General features: G+C 41.1%; 22 protein-coding genes and 1 tRNA gene. 22 read left to right on the plus strand and 1 reads right to left on the minus strand.

Features of this window, described 5'->3' with window-relative positions:
* Positions 1-5 precede the first annotated feature (5 nt).
* The 9 genes from mfd (at position 6) to MKY65_RS00365 (ending at position 9653) form a co-directional block, all read left to right on the plus strand.
* Positions 6-3524: a transcription-repair coupling factor gene (gene mfd, locus MKY65_RS00325; protein WP_193065209.1), complete on the plus strand. Its 3519-nt coding sequence runs from the start codon at positions 6-8 to the stop codon at positions 3522-3524.
* A gap of 240 nt (positions 3525-3764) precedes the next feature.
* Entirely contained in the window at positions 3765-4298 is a 534-nt protein-coding gene (gene spoVT / locus MKY65_RS00330; RefSeq protein WP_042528568.1) for a stage V sporulation protein T, read from the plus strand.
* Between the two features lie 159 nt (positions 4299-4457).
* Complete coding sequence (locus MKY65_RS00335; protein WP_339181324.1) at positions 4458-6071, plus strand: polysaccharide biosynthesis protein; 1614 nt, start codon at positions 4458-4460, stop codon at positions 6069-6071.
* Positions 6068-7540: a nucleoside triphosphate pyrophosphohydrolase gene (gene mazG, locus MKY65_RS00340; protein WP_339181327.1), complete on the plus strand. Its 1473-nt coding sequence runs from the start codon at positions 6068-6070 to the stop codon at positions 7538-7540. The genes MKY65_RS00335 and mazG overlap by 4 nt, the downstream gene beginning before the upstream one ends.
* Positions 7537-7797 carry an RNA-binding S4 domain-containing protein gene (locus MKY65_RS00345; protein ID WP_339181328.1) on the plus strand — a complete coding sequence of 87 codons (261 nt, stop codon included), beginning with the start codon at positions 7537-7539 and terminating at the stop codon, positions 7795-7797. Before mazG ends, MKY65_RS00345 begins: the two co-directional genes overlap by 4 nt.
* A 61-nt stretch (positions 7798-7858) precedes the next feature.
* A complete protein-coding gene (yabP, locus tag MKY65_RS00350) occupies positions 7859-8161 on the plus strand; it encodes a sporulation protein YabP (protein ID WP_042528565.1) in 303 nt (100 codons plus the stop codon).
* Positions 8158-8748 (plus strand): spore cortex biosynthesis protein YabQ, encoded by a 591-nt coding sequence (yabQ, locus tag MKY65_RS00355; RefSeq protein WP_193065212.1) that lies wholly within the window; start codon positions 8158-8160, stop codon positions 8746-8748. Before yabP ends, yabQ begins: the two co-directional genes overlap by 4 nt.
* A 55-nt stretch (positions 8749-8803) precedes the next feature.
* Entirely contained in the window at positions 8804-9184 is a 381-nt protein-coding gene (locus MKY65_RS00360; protein ID WP_042528563.1) for a septum formation initiator family protein, read from the plus strand.
* Between the two features lie 70 nt (positions 9185-9254).
* Complete coding sequence (locus MKY65_RS00365; protein WP_042528562.1) at positions 9255-9653, plus strand: S1 domain-containing RNA-binding protein; 399 nt, start codon at positions 9255-9257, stop codon at positions 9651-9653.
* Positions 9654-9839: 186 nt separating this feature from the next.
* Here the strand turns inward: MKY65_RS00365 and MKY65_RS00370 are convergent.
* Positions 9840-9913: transfer RNA gene (locus MKY65_RS00370), tRNA-Met, on the minus strand.
* A 454-nt stretch (positions 9914-10367) separates the two neighbouring features.
* On the opposite strand from MKY65_RS00370, the gene spoIIE reads away from it, so the two are divergent.
* The 13 genes from spoIIE (at position 10368) to lysS (ending at position 25474) form a co-directional block, all read left to right on the plus strand.
* A complete protein-coding gene (spoIIE, locus tag MKY65_RS00375) occupies positions 10368-12830 on the plus strand; it encodes a stage II sporulation protein E (RefSeq protein ID WP_339181331.1) in 2463 nt (820 codons plus the stop codon).
* A gap of 110 nt (positions 12831-12940) precedes the next feature.
* Positions 12941-13678 carry a VWA domain-containing protein gene (locus MKY65_RS00380; protein ID WP_042528560.1) on the plus strand — a complete coding sequence of 246 codons (738 nt, stop codon included), beginning with the start codon at positions 12941-12943 and terminating at the stop codon, positions 13676-13678.
* Positions 13641-14582: a protein kinase gene (locus MKY65_RS00385; protein WP_339181334.1), complete on the plus strand. Its 942-nt coding sequence runs from the start codon at positions 13641-13643 to the stop codon at positions 14580-14582. The genes MKY65_RS00380 and MKY65_RS00385 overlap by 38 nt, the downstream gene beginning before the upstream one ends.
* 159 nt (positions 14583-14741) lie before the next feature.
* Positions 14742-16124, plus strand: coding sequence for a tRNA lysidine(34) synthetase TilS (tilS, locus tag MKY65_RS00390; RefSeq protein WP_339181337.1), 1383 nt, complete (start codon positions 14742-14744; stop codon positions 16122-16124).
* Between the two features lie 36 nt (positions 16125-16160).
* A complete protein-coding gene (hpt, locus tag MKY65_RS00395) occupies positions 16161-16700 on the plus strand; it encodes a hypoxanthine phosphoribosyltransferase (protein WP_042535598.1) in 540 nt (179 codons plus the stop codon).
* A 309-nt stretch (positions 16701-17009) separates the two neighbouring features.
* The gene (ftsH, locus tag MKY65_RS00400) at positions 17010-19064 is read left to right on the plus strand and encodes an ATP-dependent zinc metalloprotease FtsH (protein ID WP_339181340.1); all 2055 of its coding nucleotides are present in this window, start codon (positions 17010-17012) and stop codon (positions 19062-19064) included.
* Positions 19065-19211: 147 nt separating this feature from the next.
* Positions 19212-19982, plus strand: a complete 771-nt coding sequence (locus MKY65_RS00405; protein WP_289585121.1) for a type III pantothenate kinase — start codon at positions 19212-19214, stop codon at positions 19980-19982.
* 17 nt (positions 19983-19999) lie between these two features.
* On the plus strand, positions 20000-20872 hold the full coding sequence (hslO, locus tag MKY65_RS00410) for an Hsp33 family molecular chaperone HslO (protein ID WP_042535596.1): 873 nt from the start codon (positions 20000-20002) through the stop codon (positions 20870-20872).
* A 190-nt stretch (positions 20873-21062) separates the two neighbouring features.
* Positions 21063-21992, plus strand: a complete 930-nt coding sequence (gene cysK / locus MKY65_RS00415; protein ID WP_193065217.1) for a cysteine synthase A — start codon at positions 21063-21065, stop codon at positions 21990-21992.
* Between the two features lie 204 nt (positions 21993-22196).
* Positions 22197-22961: a dihydropteroate synthase gene (gene folP, locus MKY65_RS00420; RefSeq protein ID WP_339185063.1), complete on the plus strand. Its 765-nt coding sequence runs from the start codon at positions 22197-22199 to the stop codon at positions 22959-22961.
* Between the two features lie 51 nt (positions 22962-23012).
* Positions 23013-23378, plus strand: a complete 366-nt coding sequence (folB, locus tag MKY65_RS00425; RefSeq protein ID WP_339181345.1) for a dihydroneopterin aldolase — start codon at positions 23013-23015, stop codon at positions 23376-23378.
* Positions 23375-23875, plus strand: a complete 501-nt coding sequence (gene folK / locus MKY65_RS00430) for a 2-amino-4-hydroxy-6-hydroxymethyldihydropteridine diphosphokinase (RefSeq protein WP_339181347.1) — start codon at positions 23375-23377, stop codon at positions 23873-23875. Before folB ends, folK begins: the two co-directional genes overlap by 4 nt.
* A gap of 117 nt (positions 23876-23992) precedes the next feature.
* Positions 23993-25474 (plus strand): lysine--tRNA ligase, encoded by a 1482-nt coding sequence (gene lysS, locus MKY65_RS00435; RefSeq protein ID WP_339181350.1) that lies wholly within the window; start codon positions 23993-23995, stop codon positions 25472-25474.
* The last annotated feature ends 334 nt before the right edge of the window (positions 25475-25808 follow it).

A 25808-nucleotide genomic window follows, 5' to 3' on the forward strand; every position in this document is an offset into this window, starting at 1 on the left:
TACGAATGAAAGCAATTCATAATTATTTAAAATCACAGGAAGATATTCAGTCGATTATGGATGGATTGCTGGCAGGCATGAAGGAGCAGATGGTTGCCGGCTTAAGCGGCTCTGCCAGAAGCCTGCTCTTATCCACCATACATCAATCCATGAATCGTCCTTTATTAATTGTTACCCACCAGCTTGCCCAGGCACAGCAGCTGTATGATGATTTAGCAGAGCTGACAAATGAGGAGGGGGTATATCTTTATCCTGTCAACGAGTTAATAGCCTCCGAAATGGCTGTAGCAAGCCCTGAATTGCGCGCTCAGCGGATTGAAGCATTAACTGCTTGGACACAGAAAGATAAAGGGATACTAATCGCTCCTGTTGCAGCATTAAAAAGGATGCTGCCGCCAAAAGTATATTGGAATAAATATCAGCTTCTATTTCAAACAGGAAAAGACATTGAGGTAGAGGCCTATCTGCGTTCCTTGGTGGAAATGGGCTATGAAGGAGCCTCAATGGTTACCGCCCCTGGTGAGTTCAGCCAGCGGGGAGGAATTATTGATATTTATCCGATTACGGAGGAGCATCCAATCCGGATTGAACTATTTGATGAAGAGGTAGATTCTATCCGCTATTTTGATGCGGAGTCACAGCGTTCTTTAGACAAAGTAGAAGAGGTAACAATCCATCCTGCTACAGAATTATTGATAGATAAACAAGAAATGGTGAAAGTAGCAGAACGGCTAGAGGATGCCCTTTCAGATACATTGAAAAAAGTCAAAAAACCTTCTGATCAAGAAGAGCTTATGGAGGTTATTGAACAAGATATTGAACAATTTAAACAATTAAACCGTTTCCAGGGGATGTATAAATACATTGGCTATTTATATGATGAACCAGCTAGTTTGTTAGACTATTTGCCGAGGAATGGGGTTGTCTTTTTTGATGAAATGAGCCGTATTCAGGAAACAGCGACCAATTTAGATCATGAAGAGCTGGAATGGTATACGGGGCTGCTGGAAGGAAATAAAATGGTCCAGGGCAGTCAATTTTCTTTTGGCTGGAATACACTGATAGACGGTATTTCCCATTCTCGTGTATATATGTCCGTGTTTATGCGGCATATTCCAAATACGAACCCGCAAAATATTATTAATCTATCGACACGAACGATGCAGGAATTTCATGGGCAGATGCCTTTATTTAAAAATGAATTGAAGCGCTGGGAAAAGGGAGATTACTCGGTTGTTATTCTGACACCAAATGAACAGCGCGCAGAAAAAGTACATTCTATTTTAGAAGATTATGATATTGAAACACAGGTGGAAAAAGAATTAAAACTGCCGATACAAAAGCCGACCGTTATCGTGGGGCAGCTGCATTCGGGAATTGAATTCCCGATGCATAAGCTGGCGATTATCACCGAAAATGAATTGTTCAAGCAGCGCACGAAACGCTCTAGAAAACAACCGAAGATTACGAATGCAGAGCGCATTAAGAATTATCAAGAGCTCAAGGTCGGTGATTATGTAGTTCATGCAAATCATGGTGTCGGGAAATATCTCGGGATTGAAACGTTAGAAGTTAACAAACTGCATAAGGATTATATGCTGATCCGTTACTCTGGAGACGATAAGCTGTTCGTGCCAATTGATCAAATTGATTTAGTTCAGAAATTTGTCGGTTCTGAAGGAAAGGAACCGAAGCTATATAAATTAGGCGGTACGGAATGGACAAAGGTAAAACGCAAAGTTCAGCGATCTGTGGAAGACATTGCTGATGATTTAATCAAGTTATATTCGGAGCGTGAATCCCGGCAAGGCTACGCTTTCTCACCAGATTCTGAATTACAGCGTGAATTCGAAGCGTCTTTTGCCTACCAGGAGACAGAGGATCAACTGCGGTGTATCACAGAAATCAAAGAGGATATGGAAAAAGTAAAACCAATGGACCGCTTGCTCTGTGGGGACGTTGGTTACGGGAAAACAGAGGTTGCTATCCGTGCCGCTTTCAAAGCAGTGGCAGATGGAAAGCAGGTTGCTATTCTGGTGCCGACAACGATTCTGGCACAGCAGCATTATGAGACGATTCGCGAAAGATTCCAGGATTACCCGGTAAACATTGGTTTATTAAGCCGTTTCCGCACACGTAAGCAATCCAATGAAACGGTAAAAGGGCTGGAAGATGGAAATATGGATATTGTGGTAGGGACACATCGTCTGTTATCAAAGGATGTAAAATACAAGGATTTAGGCTTGCTTGTTGTCGATGAGGAACAGCGGTTTGGTGTGAAGCACAAAGAAAAAATCAAACAGCTGAAGACCAATGTCGATGTTTTAACGCTGACAGCAACACCTATTCCAAGAACACTGCATATGTCCATGCTGGGAGTAAGGGATCTATCTGTTATTGAAACCCCGCCTGAAAACAGATTTCCGATTCAAACCTATGTGATGGAATATAATCCATCCTTTATCCGGGAAGCTGTTGATCGGGAAATGTCCAGAGGGGGGCAGGTTTTCTTCCTGCATAACAGAGTAGAAAATATTGAGAAAACAGCCCGCGATATTGGCATGCTTGTACCAAATGCCAAGGTAGCCATTGCGCATGGACAAATGAATGAGTCCGAACTGGAGAATGTTATTTTCGGTTTCATAGAAGGGGAATTTGATATTTTAGTCAGTACGACCATTATTGAAACAGGGGTGGACATCCCGAATGTGAATACCTTGATTGTCAATCATGCCGATCGTATGGGGCTGAGCCAGCTTTACCAATTAAGAGGCCGTGTCGGACGTTCTAATCGTGTAGCTTATGCTTATTTCACGTATCAGCGTGATAAGGTATTAACAGAGGTAGCTGAAAAACGATTGCAGGCCATTAAAGAATTTACAGAGCTCGGATCTGGATTTAAGATTGCGATGCGCGATTTGTCTATTCGCGGTGCTGGAAATTTACTCGGCGCACAGCAGCACGGATTTATTGATTCAGTCGGGTTTGATATGTACTCTCAAATGCTGAAGGATGCAATCGATGCCCGCAAAGAAGGAAAAGAAGTAGAAGATATTAAGCCGTTTGAACCGGAGATTTCATTAAAAATCGATGCATATATTCCGGATGAATACTTGAATGATGAGAAACAGAAAATTGAAATGTATAAGCAATTCCAAAACGTGGATAGCCCGGAAGCAGTCCAGGATTTAAGAGACGAATTAATTGACCGCTTCGGAGATTATCCTGCAGAAGTCGAGAATTTATTCACGGTAAGCATTATGAGAATGCATGCGAAGAAACAGCGTGTACAATCCATTACAGAAGCGCCGCAAAAAATCACGATGCTTCTCGATGAAGAAAGAAGTCAGGAAATTGACGGCTCTAAATTATTTGAAGCGGCGAATCAATTTGATCGTCAAGTCAGTCTGGGCACTGAAAATCAAAATTTAAAAGCAGGTATCAAATGGAGCAAAGACAAGGCTTATAAACGGCACGATACCGTTATTGAATTCATTAAAAAATTAAGCGAAGTGAATCGTTAAAGATACGATAAACCAGTGAAAAGCTGCTTTCTTACGAAAAGAGAGCAGCTTTTTTTATGTGAAGAACATGGCCGGAGCAGAGGATTTTCCTATACATTCCAAATAAAATAACAAAAATTTCAATTGGAATGTATAGTTATCTCTTGTTGTTTAATACTATAACAACAACCGGTGATGAATCATGGAAGGAAGTCCTTCCATCCAGGTCAGAATCGTCATTCAGAAAGGGAGGATACTTAGATGAAAGCAACAGGAATCGTACGACGTATCGATGATTTAGGAAGAGTAGTGGTGCCAAAAGAAATCCGGAGAACCTTGCGTATTCGTGAAGGAGATCCCCTCGAAATTTTCGTTGACCGGGAAGGAGAGGTTATTTTAAAGAAATATTCCCCAATCAGTGAACTGGGTCATTTTGCGAAAGAATATGCGGAGGCATTGTTTCAATCCTTGCAAGCACCGGTTATTATTACTGACCGGGACGAAATTATTGCTGTAGCGGGAGAATCTAAAAAAGAGTATTTGAATAAATCGCTGAGCGGTAAGATTACTGATATTATTGAAGGACGATCGCCTGTTTATGAAGGGGATAAGTCCCAGATGGAAATTGTAGATGGAAATGAACAGGAGCTGCACTCTTATTCGATTCATCCGATTATTGCCAATGGCGACCCCATCGGCTGTGTAATGATTTTTTCGAAAGAAGATAAACTGAGCAAGGTAGAGCAGAAGGCAGCAGAGACGGCATCTGTTTTCCTGGCGAAACAAATGGAATAGACCATACTTTTACTATTATTTTTGCTAGAAGAAGCTTTCTCTAGGTTACCTCCAATCTAGAAGACAGGCTTCTTTTTTTCTTGGTTTTTCTTAGCAACGTGCTTCTCTCCCTGATATGATATACTGAGAGAAATTCATTTGGAAAAGGAAAAATTTATCATGTCAGATAATGAAACAAGCCGGCTGGTTAAAGGTGCGGTGGTACTGAGTATCGCCGGTTTGATAAGTAAAGTGCTTAGTGCTGTTTATCGTATTGTATTGCAAAACTTAACAGGGGATATCGGCTTTTATATGTATCAGCAGCTCTATCCATTATTGGGAATTGCTACGATGCTTGCATTGTACGGATTCCCTTCTGCTATTTCCTCGCTAACAGCAACGGAGCTGGAAAAAGGAAGAGCGCTGTCCTGGAGAGGATTCTATCGGCCAATTCTTTTTATTCTTGGGAGCTTTCATCTCCTGCTTATTGCAATCGTGTATTTTACAGCTCCATTATTAGCCCGATTAGCTGGGGATGAGCGTTTTGTCGGTTTATATCAAGTTACAGCTGCCGTGTTCCTGATTGTTCCTGTCCTGGCTTTATTCCGGGGGATACAGCAGGGAAAGTATGAGATGGCTCCTACTGCATTTTCGCAAATTGGAGAACAGTTTATTCGTGTAGGGACTATTATTGCCGGAGCGCTGCTGGTCAGCCAAGGTATTTTTCAAATCGATGCCATTGGAACGACGGCCGTGCTTGCGTCCTTGCTGGGAGGGATCAGTGCACTTGTTGTGTTGTTGTGCTTTTATTATAAAAATCGAAAGAATTCCCCTGCAGGCGTTAAAGCATTTTCCTTGGAGGAAGCTGTCCCATGGAAAAAATATATGAAAACCTTGCTTTTATTTGGGGTAGCTGCGGCGATGAATCATATGACACTTTTATTCATGCAGTTAGCAGATGCATTCACATTTGTGCCGAGATTAATGGCAAGCGGAGCAGCAGAGATAGCTGCTAAAGAAATGAAAGGCGTGTTTGACCGGGGGCAGCCGCTGATTCAGGTGGTGACCATTATTGGTTCGTCCATTGCTTTAGCGATTATACCGGCGATTAATTATCAGAAATTAAAAAACCAACGGGAGCAAGTAATGAATTATATTCAAACAGCCATGCATGTTGGTATTTTTATCGCCATAGGTGCTGTTTTAGGGCTATTTATTATTTTCCCGGAGGTCAACCAGCTGCTTTATAAAAATATGCAGGGTACGAGCGAATTAAGATTATTGATTATAGCTATCGGCATGTCTACCATTTCGATTATCGGCGCATCGATTTTGCAAAGCTTGGGGATGATTGTGCGAACAGCTGTATTTATCGGTATTTCCTTTGTAGTGAAGGTAGGCAGCAACCTGATTCTTATTCCGCATTTTGAGGTATATGGTGCGGGTATAGCAACGATTTTAAGTCTCAGTGTGTTATTATTGCTTGTAGGAATCGAGTTATATCGAAAATTGCCAAGCGTGTCATTATATCGTTCAATGTCATGGAAAAGCTTGGCTGCAGCGAGCTTATCGATGGTTATATACCTTTTGGTGATGCAGAGAATGTTTTCTGCACTTGTGATAGATATAAGGCTGCTGCTGCTGATATATGTTCTTTTTATTTCGGTATCAGGCGCAGGTTTATTCCTCTTTGTATTGCTAAAAACAGGCGGATTAACCGAAGCACAAATTCGTATTTTACCAAAATCAGCGTACCTGTTACGTATTTATCATAAAGGGAGGAAAAAACCTTGAAGCAAATAGAGGTTATTGGATTGGGCGCAGGAGATATAGAGCAGCTCCCGCTCGGTATATATAGAAAATTAACGCAAGCACAGCAAACGATTTATGCAAGAACTAATGATCATCCCGTTATCAAAGTGCTGGAAGCAGAGAGAGTCTCTTTTACTTCTTTTGATACGCTTTATGAAGAAGAAGAGCAGTTTGGTACGGTGTATGCCTGTATTACAGCACAGCTTGTAGAAGCTGCGAAAACAAGTGAGGACACCGTTATCTACGCTGTTCCCGGCCATCCTATGCTGGCAGAGAAAACCGTTCAGCTTCTATTGGAGCAGAACGAGGTCGAGGTATCGATTGCAGGCGGGCAAAGCTATTTAGATGACTTATTTACTGCCATGCAAATTGATCCTATTGAAGGATTTCAATTTGTAGACGGAACAGATTTCAGACGTGATCAGCTTCATTTCGGTAATCATTTATTTGTTTGTCAGGTATATGACATGTTCATTGCCTCCGAAGTCAAGCTGACTTTATTGGAGGATTTGCCGCCTGATTATGAGGTTTATATTGTGGAAGCGGCTGGCAGCAGGGCGGAAAAAATTGAAAAAGTTCGTTTAGAGGAATTGGATTACCGGATGGAAATTAGCAATTTGACTACGCTATATATCCCTCCGGTTCCAAAAGGATATCTGCACCATACCTTCCCGTTTTTACGTGAAGTGATGGCGATTCTGCGCGGACCTGATGGCTGTCCGTGGGATAAGAAGCAGACGCATGAATCCTTGCGTCATCATACGATTGAAGAGGTCTATGAGCTGATTGAAGCGATTGATGAAGAAGATGATGACCATATTGTCGAGGAGCTTGGTGATTTGTTGATGCATATTTTATTGCATAGTCAAATTGGCGAGGACAATGGTTATTTTACGATAGATGACGTAATTCAGTCGATTTCGGATAAAATGATTTACCGCCATCCGCATGTTTTTGGGGGAGCAACAGCAGATACTGAGGAAACAGTGTTAGAGAACTGGGAAGAGCTCAAAAAACAGGAAAAAGGAAAAGAGAGGGAATCCGTGCTGGACGGTATCCCTGCGCATCTGCCTGCTTTAGCTAAAGCATATAAGCTTGTGTCCAAAGCAGGGAAAGTCGGCTTTGAATGGAGTCATGTAGACGAAGTATGGGAGAAATTGAAGGAAGAGATCGATGAAGTTATCGAAGCTGTTCAGGATAAAGATTTGACGGATGTGGAAGAGGAGCTGGGAGATGTATTATTTGTCTTAGCGAATATTTCCAGATACTATAAAGTCAATCCTGAGGTTGCGCTGGAGCGTGCCAACCGGAAATTTATCAGCCGATTTCAATATATAGAAAACAAGCTTGAAGAAAAGAGGCAGACGCCTGAAACAGCTTCTCTGCAGGAAATGGATGCTTATTGGGAAGAAGCGAAGAAAAATCAAGCGATGAGAGGAGAAGAAAGATGAGATTAGATAAATTTTTAAAAATATCCCGAATCATTAAACGCCGTACATTAGCTAAAGAAGTAGCAGACCAAGGAAGAATCACTGTAAACGGAAACGCAGCGAAGGCTTCTTCCATCCTTTCTGAAGGGGATGAGCTTGTTATTCGATTTGGCCAGAAATTGGTTACGGTAAAAGTAAATTCACTGCGGGAAAATGTCCGTAAAGATGAAGCAGATACCCTTTACACCATTGTGAAAGAAGAAAAAATAGAGCAGTAAAAATGTAGTTCTATACTTGTCCCTCCCATCATAAATTATTAACGATAGGGAGGGTTTTTATATGAATTATTATGAGAATAAAGATGTAAGAAATCATGTTGAACTAGAGCATACCGTAAAAATAGACAAACGAAAAAACCTTGAAATTACGGGCGTTAAAGAGGTGGACAGCTTTGATAATGAAGCATTCCTTTTAGAAACGGTGATGGGATACTTGATTATCCGCGGACAGAATCTGCAATTGAAGAATTTAGATGTGACAGAAGGTATTGTCACCATTAAAGGAAAAATATACGAGCTTTCCTATGTAGATGATCAGCAGCAGGAGAAAGCTAAAGGGTTCTTTAGCAAGATATTCCGATGACGTTATCTACGCAATTTTTAACACTTATCACGATGATTATAAGTGGATTTTATTTAGGTGTTGCCCAGGAAACCTTCCGGCGCTTCACGATTTATTGGAAGGGACGATTATTTTTAACTTATTTTTTAGAAATATTATTTTGGATGACCCAGGCCGGCATTTTATTTTATATATTATATCGAGTCAACCAAGGAGAGCTCAGGATTTATATTGTGTTAGCGTGTCTCTTTGGTTTTTCTATTTACCAGGCCTTGGCGAAGCAGCTGTATAAAAAATTATTAGAGCATATGATTCGTGTTTTTAAAGCAATTTATCGGGGTATAGAAAAAATAATAAATTTCTTGCTGATTTCTCCTTTGCAGTGGATATTCTTGACGTTCTATCGTATGATAAAGGCAATCCTGATGGGAGTTTTCAAAATAATAACATGGCTGTGTCTATTTTTATTTACTCCTTTCCGGTGGATAGGGAAAGGGCTTTTTCGCCTTTGTCCACAATCTATTCAAAATTTCTTTCTGCAAATAGCAGGATTTTATAGTAAAATGAAGAATATAGTTTATAAATACGTGTTTAAAAAATATGATTAAGTGGATTTTTTAAGCATCCCAAAATGGATTCAGTCTTATCGAAGGAGGTAAAGCTGTGGAGGAAAGAAAGAAGAAAGTAACAAAGCTTCAATCTAAATCCGTGCACCAGTACGATGCGTACATAGAGCGGCAGAATAGAAAAAAACAGCGTCTTACCAGACGGTTGGTACTGTATGCATTAGTTGTAGCGGTTATCGTAGGAAGTATGTCCATCTATCATTTTAATCAGCGGGCAACAAAGGCAGACAAAATGGAAGAATACGAACAGTTAGAACAGCAGCTTGCAGATTTAGAGCAGCAAGAATCAGATTTAAATCATGAAATCGAACTCCTGCAGGATGAAGAGTATGTTCTTGAGATTGCCAGAACTAATTATTTCTTCTCAAATGAAGGAGAACTTATATTTAAATTACCGGATGAAGACCCGTCATATTGACACTTTTTATTTTGATTAATATACTATATATTGAAGAACATTTAATCTTTTAAGGAGGAGCATTTCTTTTATGTCAATTGAAGTAGGCAGCAAGCTGCAAGGAAAGGTAACCGGAATCACTAATTTTGGAGCTTTTGTGGAGTTAGAAGAGGGTAAAACAGGTCTCGTTCATATTAGTGAGGTTGCTGACAACTATGTTAAAGATATTAATGAGCATTTAACAGTTGGAGACGAAGTAACAGTTAAAGTCATTAATGTCGAAAAGGATGGCAAAATCGGCCTGTCCATCAGAAAGGCGAAAGATCGCCCGCAACAAGCACGTCCAAAAAGTCAAAAGAGTCAAAAAGAACGCACAGAGAACTTCGAGTCCAAAATGAATCGTTTCCTGAAGGATTCCGAGGATCGTTTAGCCTCTTTGAAGAAGCACACAGAATCCAAGCGCGGAGGACGGGGTGCCAGAAGAGGATAGTAGTTGCTGTCTATTAATAATGCTCTATGGATAAATAGAAAAAGCAGGGACGCTCGTTCCTGCTTTTTTACATGTAACGATGATTTCTCCTCCCGTCAACATATGGAATGATGAAATCAATTTATTTCGTTTACACAAAAAAACTCATCTCTTTTTTAAAGAGATGAGTTTTTTAATTATTTAGGATAGCGGCGGAGGGGATCGAACCCACGACCTCACGGGTATGAACCGTACGCTCTCGCCAGCTGAGCTACGCCGCCAAGTGAAATCAACAAGAAAAATCATACAACAGACAGCATAAACTGTCAATAGTTTCTCTATAAATTTTTGAAGCTTATTTTAAAATACTTCCGGATATGATTCCCGCGAACTAAAAAATCCGCGTTTACTTCCTTAATTTCGAAAAGTTCGGTTATCTTGTCGAGGTTATAAAAAAGAACCGCATTTCCACTCACTTTTTCTACAAATGATGTAGCGATGTTTAAAAAAATGCGGAGGTTTAAAATGAAGTAAAATCCCGTATATGATTTGCAAAGCAACGTATCCTCTGCTTTTTTAATGAAACTGGATGAATATCCTAAGGTACACCCTTTTTGTAAAACGATGGTAACTTCCCAAGATTACGTCGAACGATTTTTAGAAACTGCCATGTTTTTTTGACAAAAAAAGAAAGCAACCTATGTTTTACTAGTTGGAAAGATGGGAGTGGATAAAATGATAGGTTCAATTCCAAGGGTGGAATCGGGAAGCATTACAATCGAGAAAGCAAGTAAAAAGAGAAAATGGAGAGAACAGATTACTGCGAAGGTCAACCATATATTAATCGCACAGGGCTGGTTATTCTATATTACAGGCTTTTTATTAGGACGAGCTGTCATCCTGCAGACCGTATCTCCGTTTGCTGTGGCTTTCATTGCGAGCATGTGGCTTGTCCATCGGGAAAAATCCTTCCGTTCGATGATAGCTGTTATATTAGGGGCGCTGACTTACTCGATGCAGCATGTAGCTTATATTTTTATTGCTTTTATTTTATTTATCTTCATCTCGGCAGCAACAAAATCTTTAAAGCATCAACAGTGGATGCTGCCCATTACTGTCTTTTTTGCAACCAGTCTGCCGCGGATGTTTTTATATTCGCTCCAGGGCACCATATCATCCTTTGAATGGATGATGCTGGCCGTTGAGGGAGTCCTTGGGGCAATCCTTGTACTTATATTTATGCAAAGTATTCCGTTATTATCACCAAAACGATATAAACCCACCTTAAAAAGTGAAGAAATTGTCTGCTTGATTATTCTGATTGCCTCGGTATTAACAGGGTTTATCGGCTGGGAGGTGTACGGCGCATCATTAGAACATGTTTTTTCAAGGTATTTTGTTTTGGTGTTTGCCTTTATTGGAGGTGCTGCTATTGGTTCAACGGTTGGGGTGGTGGCAGGAATGATCTTGTCATTAGCCAATGTGGTCAACCTCTATCAAATGAGTCTGCTAGCATTTTCAGGTGTGCTCGGGGGATTGCTGAAGGAAGGAAAGAAACCGGGAACAGCGGTGGGGCTTTTGATTGGGACAGGACTCATCGGTGTTTATGGGGAGAGTGTTGCTTTATTGCCGTCGTTAACGGAATCACTTATGGCTGTGCTGCTATTTTTGATGACACCGGCATCCTGGCTGGAGCAAATCGCCCGTTATATTCCGGGAACAGAAGCATATACAAATGAACAGGAGCAGTATTCGCAAAAGGTCCGAAATGTTACTGCCAAACGCGTAGAACAATTTTCCGATGTCTTTCAGGCGTTATCCAAAAGCTTTGCCGTGACAGACAGGACATTAAGTGATGAAAAAAGAGACGAGAAGCGGGATACCGATTACTTTTTAAGCCAGGTAACGGAAAAAACATGTCAGGACTGCTTTTTAAAGAATAAATGCTGGCAGAAGGAATTTGATAAAACCTATTCGCTTATGGAGACGATGAAGCAGAATATTACCGCCGGGCAGGAGCCCCACCGAAATGTCGTGAAGGAATTTGAGAATCATTGTGTACGATCGCGCCAAGTCAAGGAGGCAATGCAGTCAGAAATGAGCTTCTATGAGGCAAACCAACAGCTGAGACAGCAGGTGACAGAAAGTAAGCGCTTAGTTTCTGACCAGCTCCAGGGTGTTTCTGATGTGATGAATGATTTTGCTAAAGAAATATTAAAGGAACGGCAGCATCATGAGCTGCAGGAATCGCAAATTATTCAAGCTTTGAAACAGATGGGGATAGAATTAGTCCGCTTAGATATTTATCACTTAGAGAAGGGAAATGTAGATATTGAGCTAACGACAAGTTTCTACGAATATCATGGGGAAGGGGAAAAATTAATTGCTCCGGTTCTTTCGGAGCTGCTCGATGAGATGATTGTGGTAAGGAATGAAGACATTTCTTCTTTCCCTTATGGTTACAGCCACTTCGTCTTTGGATCAGCAAGGGATTTTGAGGTAGAGACGGGGGCGGCCAATGCAGCAAAAGGAGGGGGGCTTGTATCTGGTGACAGCTTTACGACCATTGAGCTGGGCGCAGGGAAGTTTGCGATGGCTATCAGCGATGGGATGGGGAACGGGAAGCGTGCAAAGGAAGAAAGTACAGAGACATTACGTTTACTGCAGCAAATTTTGCAGACTGGAATACGAGAAAAGGTAGCAATCAAAACAATTAATTCGATTCTTGCTTTGCGTACTACGGATGAGATGTTTGCAACGCTTGATTTAGCAGTGGTGGATTTGCATAATGCATCTGCCGAATTTTTAAAGATTGGTTCGACTCCAAGCTTTGTCCGCAGAGGGAATTCCATGATAAAAATAGAGGCCAGTAATTTGCCGATGGGGATTATTCAGGAATTTGATGTAGATATTGTCAGTGAGCAGCTAAAGCCGAATGATTTATTAATCATGATGAGTGACGGCATTTTTGACGGGCCGAAAGACGTGGAAAATATTGATATTTGGATTAAACGGAAAATCAAAGAGATGGATACGGAGGACCCGCAGGAAATTGCTGATTTATTATTAGAAGAGGTGATTCGAACCAGATCGGGGGATATTCATGATGACATGACCGTATTGGTTGCCAAAGTAAAGAAAAATACACCGAAATGGGCCAATGTTCCAGTCCGGCAAGAGAAGCTGCTCTCGATGTAGAGCACGCTCAGCTGTATGCTTCTTTCTCGTAAGCCAATCTGCCAAATATACGTATACAGAATGCATTATTTGGTGATGATGGTAATGGAAGATGAGGAGGTATACATGAAATGAACGCAGGAACATTAAAACAAATTTTGCTATTAACCGATGGCTGCTCCAATAAAGGCGAAAGCCCTGCAACAGTAGCCGGTTTAGCAAACCAACAGGGAATCACTGTGAATGTCATTGGTATATTAGACGATGATCAGACGGAACAGCCAGAGGGCCTTCAGGAAGTGGAGGATATCGCTGTATCTGGCGGCGGCGTCAGTCAAATTGTTTATAGTGAACGTTTATCTCAAACGGTGCAAATGGTGACGAGGCAGGCAATGACACAAACATTACAGGGATTTGTCAATAAAGAGTTGCGCAGCATTTTAGGAAAAGATCAGTCAATGGAAGAGCTGGATCCGGAAAAACGCGGTGAAATCATGGAAGTGGTAGAGGACTTAGGAGAAACCAGTGATTTAGAGGTGGTGGTGCTAGTCGACAGCAGTGCGAGCATGCGTGATAAATTAGAAACAGTCAAGGAGGCGTTGTTTGACTTATCTATGAGCTTGAATGCCCGAGTTGGAAAAAACCGCTTTTGTATTTACCGGTTTCCGGGCAGACGGAACGATATTGAGCTTGTGCTTGATTGGTCGCCGAGGCTGGATGGGATTTCCAAGGTTTTTCCAAAGTTAACAAGCGGAGGAATCACCCCGACTGGGCCGGCATTACGGGCAGCAATGTACCAATTTAGCAAGAAGCAGCTACGGAGGAATTCGGATGAAGAACCATTCGACATGGAAGAAACCGGCTATTAGGTTACACTCTCAGCAAAAGATAACAGGGAAGTGGCATCAAAAATCCTATACCGTTGTGAGAAAAATTGGCGAGGGCGCAATTGGAGCTGTGTATCTCTGCATGCATCATGGACGGCCTGTTGCTTTGAAAATAAGCGAACAGGATACAGCTGTAACGGTAGAAGTCAATGTGCTCAAAGCATTGAAAAAGGTTCAAGGATATCGCCTTGGACCTTCTTTATTGGATGTCGATGATTGGAGAGCACCAGGCGGCAGGGTGTATTCCTTTTATGTGATGGAGTATATGGAGGGTCAGACATTAGGTGCGTTTATTCAGGCGGGAGGCAAGAAGTGGCTGGGCGTATTGATGGTTCAGCTGTTAGAGGATTTAGACCAGCTTCATCAGGCGGGCTGGACCTTTGGCGATTTAAAAACAGATAATATTCTTGTGGAATCGAATCCGCCAAGAATTAGACTGGTTGATGTGGGCGGCACAACAAGGATGGGGCGTTCTATTAAAGAATATACAGAGTTTTTTGATCGCGGTTATTGGGGGCTTGGAACACGTAAGGCAGAGCCAAGCTATGATTTATTTGCGGTTGCGATGGTGTTTCTCCATATCTATTATCCGAGACGCTTTGACCGGATAGCGGGGGAATCCTCTGAGAAGCTGCTTGAGAAAAAATTGTATCGGGCCAGCGATCTGCAGCTCCTGCATCCATTTTTAAAGAAAGCACTAAAAGGAAAGTATTCTACCGCAGCAGAAATGAAAAAAGATGTAATGGGCAAGATAAAACAGGTACAGCACAAGCGCAGCCAATATCGAAAAAAAATGCAGCAAAAAAAAGTATATCCTGTGAAAGAATCCTTTAGTATTTCTCTGGCAGCCTCTGTTTTTTGGATTATTTCTTTGTTATTGCCTTAAACTGAAAAAAGATAGACTGAAAATATACTTTTTCGCATCCTCTCTTTTGAACCGTTCCTCAAAAAGGAGTATGATAGAAGTATAGTTAAAATACGGTTTTTTTCTAATTTTATCCTAACCGTATAGGGAGCCAGAACCGATGGATGGAGGAGGAATGAGATGGAGCAGGAAGTGTGTGCATTTATCAGAAGGCACCGCCTAATTCAAAAGCATGCAACGGTTCTTGTCGGCGTTTCAGGAGGACCGGATTCGATTGCGCTATTACATTTCTTGAACAACATTTCATCCAAATGGGAATTAAGCCTTACAGCAGTGACCATAGATCATCAGCTGCGTAACGGAGATTCTGCCGACGATTGTCAATTTGTGAAAGATACTTGTCAGGAATGGGGAATACCCTGCGTGGAAAGAATGGTGGACGTCAGACAATATCAAAAGGAAAAGGGTGTCAGTGAAGAGGTTGCTGCACGTGAATTACGCTATAGTGTTTACTTGGATCTGATGCATGAGAAAAAAGCTGATCTGCTTGCTCTTGGACATCACGCCGATGATCAAATTGAAACGATGGTTATGCGAATGGTAAGAATGGCGACCTCGAACGCTTTAAAAGGGATTCCTATGCGGCGTGATTTTGCCGGCGGTGAAATTATCCGTCCTTTATTAGGGGTGACAAAGAATAACATCCTTGCTTATTTGGAAAAGTATCAATTGAGCTATCAGGTCGATAAAACGAACGCGGATGATACGTATACGAGAAATTATTACCGGAAAAACGTCGTCCCGCTGCTGAAGGGGAAAAATCCGCGTATCGCAGACACCATTCAGACGCTCAGCGAAACGTTAGCCCAGGACGAACAATACTTGCAGGAGCAGGCGAAGGAAATGGTAGAAAAAGTGGTGGAATTTCGGGAAGATACAAGGGAAATTTGTTTTGCGGCAGAAGCGTTTTCAGAGCTTCCTCAGGCTTTACAAAGACGGGCCTTTCATCTAATATTAAACTATCTATATGGAACCTTGCCTAAAGACCTATCTTATATCCACGAAGTAAACTTTTTTGACCTGTTGAGACGCCGAAACGGAAGCGCAAGTATTGATTTTCCGTTAAGGCTCCGTGTGACAAATATATATGGGAAGATTTATCTGCAATTTGGTCAACAACCATCCGTAAAGTCAGCTCAACCCTCTTTATTGCCAGTTCCAGGTGAAACGGTGCTGTCTGATGACACAAAGATCGAGGCTGCCATCATCAAAGAAGCCCCGGCAGAGGATGAAGCAACTTTTGTTTTTCCGCTAGATTCGATTTCATTACCACTACATATCCGAGTAAGAAAAGCGGGAGATCGTATGTCTGTAAGAGGACTCAATGGTTCAAAAAAGCTGAAGGATATTTTTATAGATGCGAAGATACCCCAAAATATGCGGGATAATTGGCCGATAATAGTGGATGATAAGGGAAAGATCCTGTGGGTCGTCGGTCTAAAAAAAGCGGAGACTGCACAAAATGGTAAAGGAATGAATATAAAACTGAAGATTAGCTCATGACGCTGATTAGGAGGAGAAAAAATGGCGCAAGAAACAATTCATAATGAGATTGAAAAAATCTTAGTAAGCGAGGAAGAAATTCAAAAAAAATGCAAGGAGCTCGGTGCAATATTAACAGAAGAATACGAGGGCAAATTTCCCTTGGCTATTGGCGTGTTAAAAGGTGCATTGCCGTTTATGTCAGATATTCTTCGGCATACAGAAATCCATTTAGAAATGGATTTTATGGATGTATCCAGCTATGACGGCGGCACATCCTCCACAGGAGAAGTAAAAATCCTGAAGGACTTGAATACAAAAGTAGAGGGCCGCGATTTAATTATTGTTGAGGACATTATTGACAGCGGACTGACATTGAACTACTTAGTAGATCTGTTTAAATATCGTAAAGCAAATTCCATCAAGATCGTGACACTTCTTGATAAACCGGCTGGAAGAACAGCAGATATTAAAGCAGATTTAATTGGTTTTGAAGTTCCGGATGAATTTGTTGTCGGCTACGGTTTAGATTATGCAGAAAAATATCGAAACCTTTCATATATCGGTGTCCTCAAGCCGGAAATTTATGGCGGCTGATGGAGAAAGTGAAAAGGAAGAAGCCGCGCTTGGGAAGGGACATGCTGTAAAAGAAAGCCCCCATAAAAATAGATTTTTTTCTTTGCCGGCAATGCATGTATTTGAAAAATCATCTTGGACGATATCATCCGGGTTTTTGCAATAATTTCTTTCATACATGCGGATGTTCCAAGCGTATGATTATATTTATCGGATTTCTTGAACATTCCAAAAAAATAATTCGTCAAAAATGGTTAAATTATTTGTATAAAGCGATTTTACTATGATACGATTTACTATAGTTTTTCCCCATTTGGGAGGAGGTAAGCAATGAATCAGATATTTCGTAAGGTCTTCGTATGGATGCTCTTATTTATAATCATTATTGGTGTAATCGGGGTATTTAACAATCCAAGTGAAGATCAGGAGCAGTATGATGTACAGCAATTTATGAATGCTTTAAATAATGGTGAGATTAAAGAACTGACCTTTCAGCCGTCACATGGCATCATCCGTTTGACGGGTACATTAATGGACGATGAGACAGAATTTGTTGCTCAAGTACCGGATAATGAAGCACTTGTTTCACAAATTACAAATAGTGCAAGCGAGCAAAGTGAGTTAACGGTGGAAGAGGAAGAGCAGCCTAGTCCTTGGCTCACATTCTTAACTGGAATCATTCCATTCTTATTGATTGGTCTATTCTTACTATTCATCCTTAGCCAGGCGCAAGGCGGCGGTGGCGGCGGCCGTGTAATGAACTTCGGTAAGAGTAAGGCAAAAATGTACTCTGAAGATAAGAAAAAAGTCCGCTTTAAAGATGTCGCTGGTGCCGATGAAGAGAAACAAGAGCTTGTCGAGGTTGTGGAATTCTTAAAAGATCCGCGCAAATTCTCACAAGTAGGTGCACGTATTCCAAAAGGTGTACTTCTTGTCGGACCTCCAGGTACAGGTAAAACATTATTAGCGAAAGCAGTTGCCGGTGAAGCCGGAACGCCATTCTTCTCTATCAGTGGTTCAGACTTCGTAGAGATGTTCGTTGGTGTCGGTGCATCCCGTGTTCGTGACTTATTTGAAAACGCGAAGAAAAATGCACCATGTATCATCTTTATTGATGAGATTGATGCCGTTGGCCGTCAGCGTGGAGCTGGTCTTGGAGGCGGACATGATGAGCGTGAGCAAACATTGAACCAGCTATTGGTTGAGATGGACGGATTTGGAGCAAACGAAGGTATTATTATGATTGCTGCAACAAACCGTGCCGATATTCTTGACCCGGCGCTGTTACGTCCAGGACGTTTTGACAGACAAATCATGGTAGACCGCCCAGATGTTAAAGGCCGTGAAGCGGTTCTAGGTGTTCACGCTAGAAATAAACCGTTAGAAGATACCGTTGATTTAAAAACAATCGCTATGCGTACGCCAGGATTCTCAGGTGCGGATTTAGAGAACTTGCTCAATGAAGCAGCCTTGATTGCAGCAAGAGCCGACCGTAAGAAAATCGGTCAGTTAGATATCGATGAGGCTATCGACCGTGTCATTGCAGGTCCTGCGAAGAAAAGCAGAGTTATTTCCGAAAAAGAAAGAAATATCGTTGCCTATCATGAGAGCGGTCATACCGTGATCGGGATGGTTCTGGATGACGCGGATGTCGTTCACAAAGTGACCATCGTCCCTCGTGGTCAAGCCGGCGGTTATGCAGTAATGCTTCCAAGGGAAGACCGTTACTTCATGACAAAACCTGAGCTGTTTGATAAAATCACCGGTTTACTGGGCGGACGTGTTGCGGAAGAAATCATTTTTGGCGAAGTGAGTACAGGTGCTTCGAATGACTTCCAGCGTGCAACAGGTATTGCGCATAAGATGATTACCGAATTTGGTATGAGTGATAAGATTGGTCCGCTTCAATTTAGCAGCGGCGGCGGCGGGAATGTATTCCTTGGCCGAGACATTCAAAATGAACAGACTTATTCGGATGCCATTGCTCAGGATATCGATAAGGAAATGCAGAATTTCATTAATTACTGTTATGACCGTGCAAAACGTATTCTTACAGAGCATAGAGAGCAATTAGAACTGCTTGCAAAAACATTATTGGAAGTAGAAACACTCGATGCGAAACAAATCAAGTCTCTTTTTGAAAATGGAACGCTTCCTGAACCGGAAGAGGATTCAGATGATGTGAAGGTAAGCATCCATTCGAAGGAAGAAAAAGAGGATGAGGATAAAAAAGGTCTTTCTTTTGAAGAAGCAAAAGAAAAAGCGGAAAAGAAATCCGACTCTTATATTAACGACCCGATTATGGGCGGTAATTCTGAAGAAAAAGAAACAGATCACACGGATGATAATAAGGAAGATGACTCCGATTCCGATCGTAAAAACTAAAGGATTGGAAAAGATATAGAAAGGAAGCAGCCAAAGGAATAGAAAGGCTGCTTCTTTTTGTTCTTTGGACGGATGCTTTTTTGGTTTTTCCTGAAAAGAAGTATGTTATATTAAATTTTAGAGAAACAAAGGAAGGTATGGTGACAGATGTTATTTGTTCTTGATGTAGGGAATACCAATACAGTTCTCGGTGTTTTTGATAACGATAAATTAATTCATCACTGGCGGATAAAAACCGATCGGTATAAGACAGAAGATGAATTTGGCATGCTTATCCATTCTTTATTTGAATATAAAGGGATTCATTTTAAGGAAATCACTGGAGTGATTATTTCTTCTGTTGTACCGCCTATTATGTTTGCTTTAGAAAAAATGAGCCGCGATTATTTTGATATAGAACCTGTGGTTATCGGGAAAACTTCTTATGATAAGCTAATTAAGATGAATTATCCAAACCCGTCTGAAGTTGGGGCGGACCGGATTGTTAATGCTATAGCAGGTATTGAAAAATACGGAGCGCCGCTAATCATCATTGATTTTGGGACAGCGACAACCTACTGCTATGTGGATGAAGAAGCAAGGTATGCTGGCGGGATTATTACCCCGGGCGTAAATATTTCGATGGAGGCGCTGAACACAAGAGCTTCGAAGCTGCCGAAAATTGAGATTCAGAAACCGCAGCGTGTGATTGGTTCTTCTACTGTGGAGGCAATGACATCTGGTGTATTTTACGGGTACATTGGTCAAATTGATGGGCTGGTCAAACGAATACAACAAGAAAAAGGGACAAACTCAACGGTTATCGCAACGGGTGGTTTGTCTAAACTTATTGCACATGAATCAGAAACCATAGATGCTGTCGAGCCCTATCTCACGTTGAATGGGCTGTATCTTATTTATAAAAAGTATTATCAATAAACGGAGGAATGATGATGGTGAAGGATTATTTAATTAAAGCGACAACCTATGACGGCATGATCCGCGCATATGCTATTACGTCGACAGAAACAGTGGAAGAAGCTCGCCGGAGACAGGATACATGGGCAACAGCTTCTGCAGCACTCGGCCGTACTATAACGGTAACAGCAATGATGGGAGCAATGTTAAAAGGGGACGACTCCGTTACCGTAAAAGTAATGGGAAACGGACCAACTGGAGCTATTGTTGCTGATGGAGATGGCAAAGGTCATGTCCGCGGCTATGTTACAAATCCGCATGTCGATTTTGATTTAAATGATAAAGGAAAACTGGATGTGGCTAGAGCAGTCGGGACAGAGGGGAATCTTAGCGTTATCAAGGATTTAGGGATGAAAGACTATTTCACAGGAGAAACACCGATTGTTTCTGGAGAAATAAGCGAAGATTTCACGTATTATTTTGCAACCTCTGAGCAGGTCCCATCCGCGGTAGGCGCAGGGGTTCTGGTTAACCCGGACTTGAGTATTTTAGCGGCAGGCGGTTTTATCGTACAAGTAATGCCAGGAGCAGATGAAGCGGTGATTGAACGGCTGGAAGACCGTATTCAATCTTTCCCTGCTATTTCTACGCTGATCCGGGAAGGAAAAACACCTGAAGAAATTCTATATACCTTGTTTGACGAAGAAAATGTAAATATATTGGAGAAAATGCCAATCGAATTTCAATGCAAATGTTCGAAAGAGAGACTTGCTAATGCTATCATTGGGTTAGGCAATGAAGAAATCCAGCTAATGATCGATGAAGATCACGGAGCAGAAGCAACCTGCCATTTTTGTAATGAACACTACCATTTTACAGAAGAAGAGTTAGAAGAGCTTAAGCAATCATAGGTGGTACAATGATAAAAATGGAAACATGACGAGCTGCTTTGGATGCAGCTAAAATCGGACGACAAATTCGTATATTGCTTTTAGATTAGAAAAATAGGCGTTTTTTTCGCATTTAGGATTGACATTTTCTTAATAAAGCAATACATTATATATAAATCATATAAAAATACTTGGTATTAGGAGGAGTTATATGACAGTCGTTAATAATATTGCAGGTTTAATTGGAGGAACACCCATTGTAAAGCTTCATAATGTAGCGGATGAGAATAGTGCAGATGTATATGTTAAATTAGAATTTATGAATCCGGGAAGCTCGGTGAAAGACCGCATTGCAGCTGCGATGGTAGAAGCTGCAGAGAATGCAGGTGAATTAAAACCAGGTGATACCATCATTGAACCAACCAGTGGAAATACCGGGATTGGTTTGGCAATGGTTGCTACTGCTAAAGGATATCAGGCAATTCTGGTTATGCCGGATACAATGAGTCAGGAACGTCGTAATTTATTGAAGGCGTATGGAGCGAAGCTAGTTTTAACTCCAGGAGCTGAAGGAATGAAGGGCGCTATTGCCAAAGCGAAGGAATTACAAGAAGAAAATGGCTATTTTATGCCACAGCAATTTAATAATCCAGCTAACCCGGAAATTCATGCAAAAACAACTGGTAAAGAAATTGTAGAGCAGATGTCAGATGGATTAGATGCTTTCATTTCCGGTATTGGTACCGGCGGAACAATTACTGGTGCCGGAAAAGTGCTGAGAGAGCATTTTGACGGTATTAAAATTTATGCTGTTGAGCCAAAGGATTCCCCGGTGCTTTCTGGAGGAAATCCTGGTCCTCATAAAATTCAGGGAATTGGCGCAGGCTTCAAACCAGAAGTGCTTGATACATCGATTTATGATGAGGTACTTCCGATTGGAAATGAAGAATCCTTTGAAACAGCACGTAAAGTTGCTACTACAAATGGAATTCTGGGAGGAATTTCTTCTGGAGCAGCGGTTGCTGCAGCATTAAAAGTAGCGAAAGACCTAGGGAAAGGGAAGAAGGTTCTTGCCGTCCTTCCTGATAACGGAGAGCGTTACCTATCTACAGCGCTGTATCAATTTGAAGACGAAAAATAAATCTCGGAATGTAAAAGGAATCAGCCGTATTGAAGCTGGTTCCTTTTTTACGTTAATCTTTCTTAACCAGCGCTTTCCACTTTTGTTCTTTACCTTCTTAGGGTAGGATGTAGAATAGATATATTTTTAACAGAGAAGGGGCGGATAATACAAGTGATCCAGGCAAAAGAATTTCAATTAGATTTAGATAAACGGACGCATATTATGGGGATATTAAATGTGACGCCTGATTCCTTCTCGGACGGGGGACAATATACAGATATTGAAAAGGCGGCTGTCGCGGCGAAGAAAATGGAGGAAGATGGAGCAGATATCATTGATATCGGCGGAGAATCCACCAGACCGGGCCATACTCCTGTCAGTGCGGAGGAAGAGATAGCGCGTATTATCCCGGTTATTGAAGCGTTAAAAGGTACTTTGCAGATACCTATATCCGTGGATACATTTAAAGCATCTGTAGCAGAAGAAGCAGTAAAAGCCGGCGCTTCTATGATAAATGATATTTGGGGAGCAAGAAAAGAACCGGAAATTGCAGCGGTTGCTGCCCGTTATCAAGTGCCCATTATTCTCATGCATAATCGAACGGATATGGATTATGGGGACTTTATTTCGGATGTGAAAGCAGACTTACAAGCAAGTGTTTCTATTGCTAAAAAAGCCGGTGTAGAAGATAACCAGATTATTCTTGACCCGGGTATCGGCTTTGCAAAAACAATGGAGCAGAATCAATATATAATCAAAGAACTGCAAGAGCTGGATAGACTTGGCTATCCGCTGCTTCTGGCAGCCTCCCGTAAAAGATTTATTGGTGATATTTTAGATGTTCCTGCAGATCAAAGAGATATAGGGACAGCAGCAACGACGGTAATTGGAATTGCTAAAGGCGCACGTATTGTTCGTGTACATGATGTAAAGGCGAACATGGAAGCGGCAAAAGTAGCAGACGCGATTTATCATACAAATCTATAGGTGATAGGAATAGAAGAGGAAAGAGCATGTTTAAAGGAAGGGTGGACAAGGATGGACAAAATTATTCTAAAACGAATGCAGTTTTATGGATATCACGGGCTGTTACCTGAAGAAAATACATTGGGGCAGCGTTTTTATGTGGATGCTGACCTGTACCTGTCTTTAAAGAAGGCGGGACAATCTGATGCGATGGAGGACTCCATTCACTATGGGGAAGCATATGAAAAAATAAAGCATGTCGTAGAGGGAGGAAGTTTTCATTTGATTGAAGCGGTGGCAGAAGCAATTGCAGATGAGCTCTTTACTTCTTTTGAACAACTGGAGGCATGTTCCATCCGTTTAACAAAGCCGGATCCGCCGATTCCGGGCTACTACGAATCGGTAGCGGTAGAAATTTATAGGGAGAGAACGAAATGAATCAAGCATTTATTGCTCTCGGAACAAATATTGAACCGAGAGAAGAACATCTGACGCAAGCATTAGACTTATTAGAGACAAATGAATATATCTCTATCCAAAAAAAATCTTCGATATATGAAACTGCTCCGGTTGGATACCAGGACCAGGCAGATTTTTTAAATATGGTATTAGCGCTTCAAACAAGTTTATCATCCATGGAGCTGCTTGAGGTTTGTCAGCAGATTGAAAAAGAACTCGGCAGAAAACGCGACATTCGATTTGGTCCGCGGACGATTGACCTTGACATTTTGACATTTAATTATGAAAATAGTACAGTAGAAAGATTGATTATACCGCATCCCCGCATGCATGAGCGGGCTTTTGTATTAATTCCATTAGCAGAAATCGCTCCAGGTTTTGTTGTACCTGTACAAAAGAAGACTGTAGAAGCCTATTTAGAAGAACTTCCAGAGAAGGATAAGGCGGACGTCAGACTTTGGAAGACAGAAATATAAAACGAAACTTCATTCCGTGGGAGTTTCACGGGCGGTTCTCCGTGATGATAAAGCAATAACTGTTTTAATGACAAGGTTAGAGGATATCATAATTAATTAAGAAGTGGAGTGGTAGAAGTGTCAGAAGAATTGAATGAACATATGCAGGTAAGACGTGACAAACTCACAGAATACATGGAAAAAGGATTGAATCCATTCGGTGAAAAATTTGAACGTACGCATTTAACAAACGATCTAGTTGAAAAATATGATCAATATTCTAAAGAAGAGCTGGAGGAAATTCCAGATGAAGTAACGATTGCAGGACGTTTAATGACAAAGCGTGGAAAAGGGAAAGCAGGATTCGCTCACCTTCAGGATTTAAGCGGTCAAATTCAATTATATGTCCGTAAAGATGCAATTGGCGAAGAGGCATATGATGTATTTAAATCAGCGGACTTAGGTGATATTGTCGGTGTGACAGGCGTTATGTTTAAAACAAATGTTGGAGAATTATCTGTTAAAGCGAAAGAATTTCATCTATTAACCAAATCACTGCGTCCGCTGCCAGAAAAATATCATGGCCTAAAAGATATTGAACAGCGCTATCGTCAGCGTTATCTTGATTTAATCACTAATCCGGACAGCAGAGATACGTTTGTAGCCCGCAGTAAGATTATTCAATCCATGCGTGAATATTTAAATGCTCAAGGTTATTTAGAAGTAGAAACACCGATGATGCACAGTATTCCGGGCGGAGCATCTGCGCGTCCATTTATTACGCATCATAATGCGCTGGATGCTGAATTATATATGCGTATTGCAATCGAACTACATTTAAAACGCCTTATTGTCGGCGGATTAGAAAAAGTATATGAGATAGGCCGTGTATTCCGTAACGAAGGAGTTTCCACAAGGCATAACCCTGAATTTACAATGATTGAACTCTATGAAGCATATGCGGATTATCATGATATTATGGACCTTACGGAAAACTTAATTGCACATATTGCAAAAGAAGTATATGGAAAAACGACGATTCAATATGGCGATGAGGAAGTAAACCTTGAGCCTAAATGGACAAGACTGCATATGGTAGATGCGATTAAACAAGAGACAGGTGTAGACTTCTGGCAGCACTTATCGGACGATGAAGCACGTGCTTTAGCAAAGGAATATAACGTAGAAATTACAGATGCGATGACTTTCGGACATATTGTAAATGAATTCTTCGAGCAAAAGGTAGAGGAAACACTCATTCAACCTACGTTTATTTTTGGACATCCTGTAGAAATTTCTCCTCTCGCTAAAAAGAACAAAGAGGATGAACGTTTTACAGATCGTTTCGAGTTATTTATTGTAGGAAGAGAGCATGCTAATGCCTTTAGTGAGCTGAATGACCCGATTGATCAGCGTCAGCGTTTTGAAGCGCAAGTAAAAGAAAGAGATCAAGGAAACGATGAAGCACATTATATGGATGAAGACTTTTTAGAAGCATTAGAATATGGTATGCCACCAACTGGCGGTTTAGGAATTGGAGTAGACCGTTTAGTAATGCTGTTAACAAATTCGCCTTCTATTCGGGACGTACTGTTATTCCCGCAAATGAAAAATCGTTAATTAACCATTATGTTATTGTTAGAAGCACCGCCGGAAGGTTACTCTTCTGTCGGTGCTTTTGTATGTATACGTAAGGGATGAAAGAGGCAAAAATCTTTGAGAATAGTGATTTATCAAGGGGTTTTAAAGCTGCTCCAATAAAATGAATTATAGAAATATTTAACTTGTACCATTTTATTTTAAAAAAGACTTGCTTTCGGTTTGGAATCATGATAAATTTATTATCGTTGCATAACGCAATGCGCATCACACAAACGATTCAACAGATTAACAACAAAATAAATTTTAAAAAGTTGTTGACAATGAATTGCAGATGTGATAAATTAATAAAGTC

The organism is Oceanobacillus sp. FSL W7-1293, assembly GCF_037969815.1.
GTDB classification, from domain to species: domain Bacteria; phylum Bacillota; class Bacilli; order Bacillales; family Amphibacillaceae; genus Oceanobacillus; species Oceanobacillus oncorhynchi.

Bases quoted from the DNA above. Each gene is read 5' to 3' on its own strand.
- mfd (WP_193065209.1), top strand. From the start codon at position 6: ATGAAAGCAATTCATAATTATTTAAAATCACAGGAAGATATTCAGTCG.
- spoVT (WP_042528568.1), top strand. From the start codon at position 3,765: ATGAAAGCAACAGGAATCGTACGACGTATCGATGATTTAGGAAGAGTA.
- MKY65_RS00335 (WP_339181324.1), top strand. From the start codon at position 4,458: ATGTCAGATAATGAAACAAGCCGGCTGGTTAAAGGTGCGGTGGTACTG.
- MKY65_RS00345 (WP_339181328.1), top strand. From the start codon at position 7,537: ATGAGATTAGATAAATTTTTAAAAATATCCCGAATCATTAAACGCCGT.
- yabP (WP_042528565.1), top strand. From the start codon at position 7,859: ATGAATTATTATGAGAATAAAGATGTAAGAAATCATGTTGAACTAGAG.
- yabQ (WP_193065212.1), top strand. From the start codon at position 8,158: ATGACGTTATCTACGCAATTTTTAACACTTATCACGATGATTATAAGT.
- MKY65_RS00365 (WP_042528562.1), top strand. From the start codon at position 9,255: ATGTCAATTGAAGTAGGCAGCAAGCTGCAAGGAAAGGTAACCGGAATC.
- spoIIE (WP_339181331.1), top strand. From the start codon at position 10,368: ATGATAGGTTCAATTCCAAGGGTGGAATCGGGAAGCATTACAATCGAG.
- MKY65_RS00380 (WP_042528560.1), top strand. From the start codon at position 12,941: ATGAACGCAGGAACATTAAAACAAATTTTGCTATTAACCGATGGCTGC.
- MKY65_RS00385 (WP_339181334.1), top strand. From the start codon at position 13,641: ATGAAGAACCATTCGACATGGAAGAAACCGGCTATTAGGTTACACTCT.
- tilS (WP_339181337.1), top strand. From the start codon at position 14,742: ATGGAGCAGGAAGTGTGTGCATTTATCAGAAGGCACCGCCTAATTCAA.
- ftsH (WP_339181340.1), top strand. From the start codon at position 17,010: ATGAATCAGATATTTCGTAAGGTCTTCGTATGGATGCTCTTATTTATA.
- MKY65_RS00405 (WP_289585121.1), top strand. From the start codon at position 19,212: ATGTTATTTGTTCTTGATGTAGGGAATACCAATACAGTTCTCGGTGTT.
- cysK (WP_193065217.1), top strand. From the start codon at position 21,063: ATGACAGTCGTTAATAATATTGCAGGTTTAATTGGAGGAACACCCATT.
- folP (WP_339185063.1), top strand. From the start codon at position 22,197: ATGGGGATATTAAATGTGACGCCTGATTCCTTCTCGGACGGGGGACAA.
- folB (WP_339181345.1), top strand. From the start codon at position 23,013: ATGGACAAAATTATTCTAAAACGAATGCAGTTTTATGGATATCACGGG.
- folK (WP_339181347.1), top strand. From the start codon at position 23,375: ATGAATCAAGCATTTATTGCTCTCGGAACAAATATTGAACCGAGAGAA.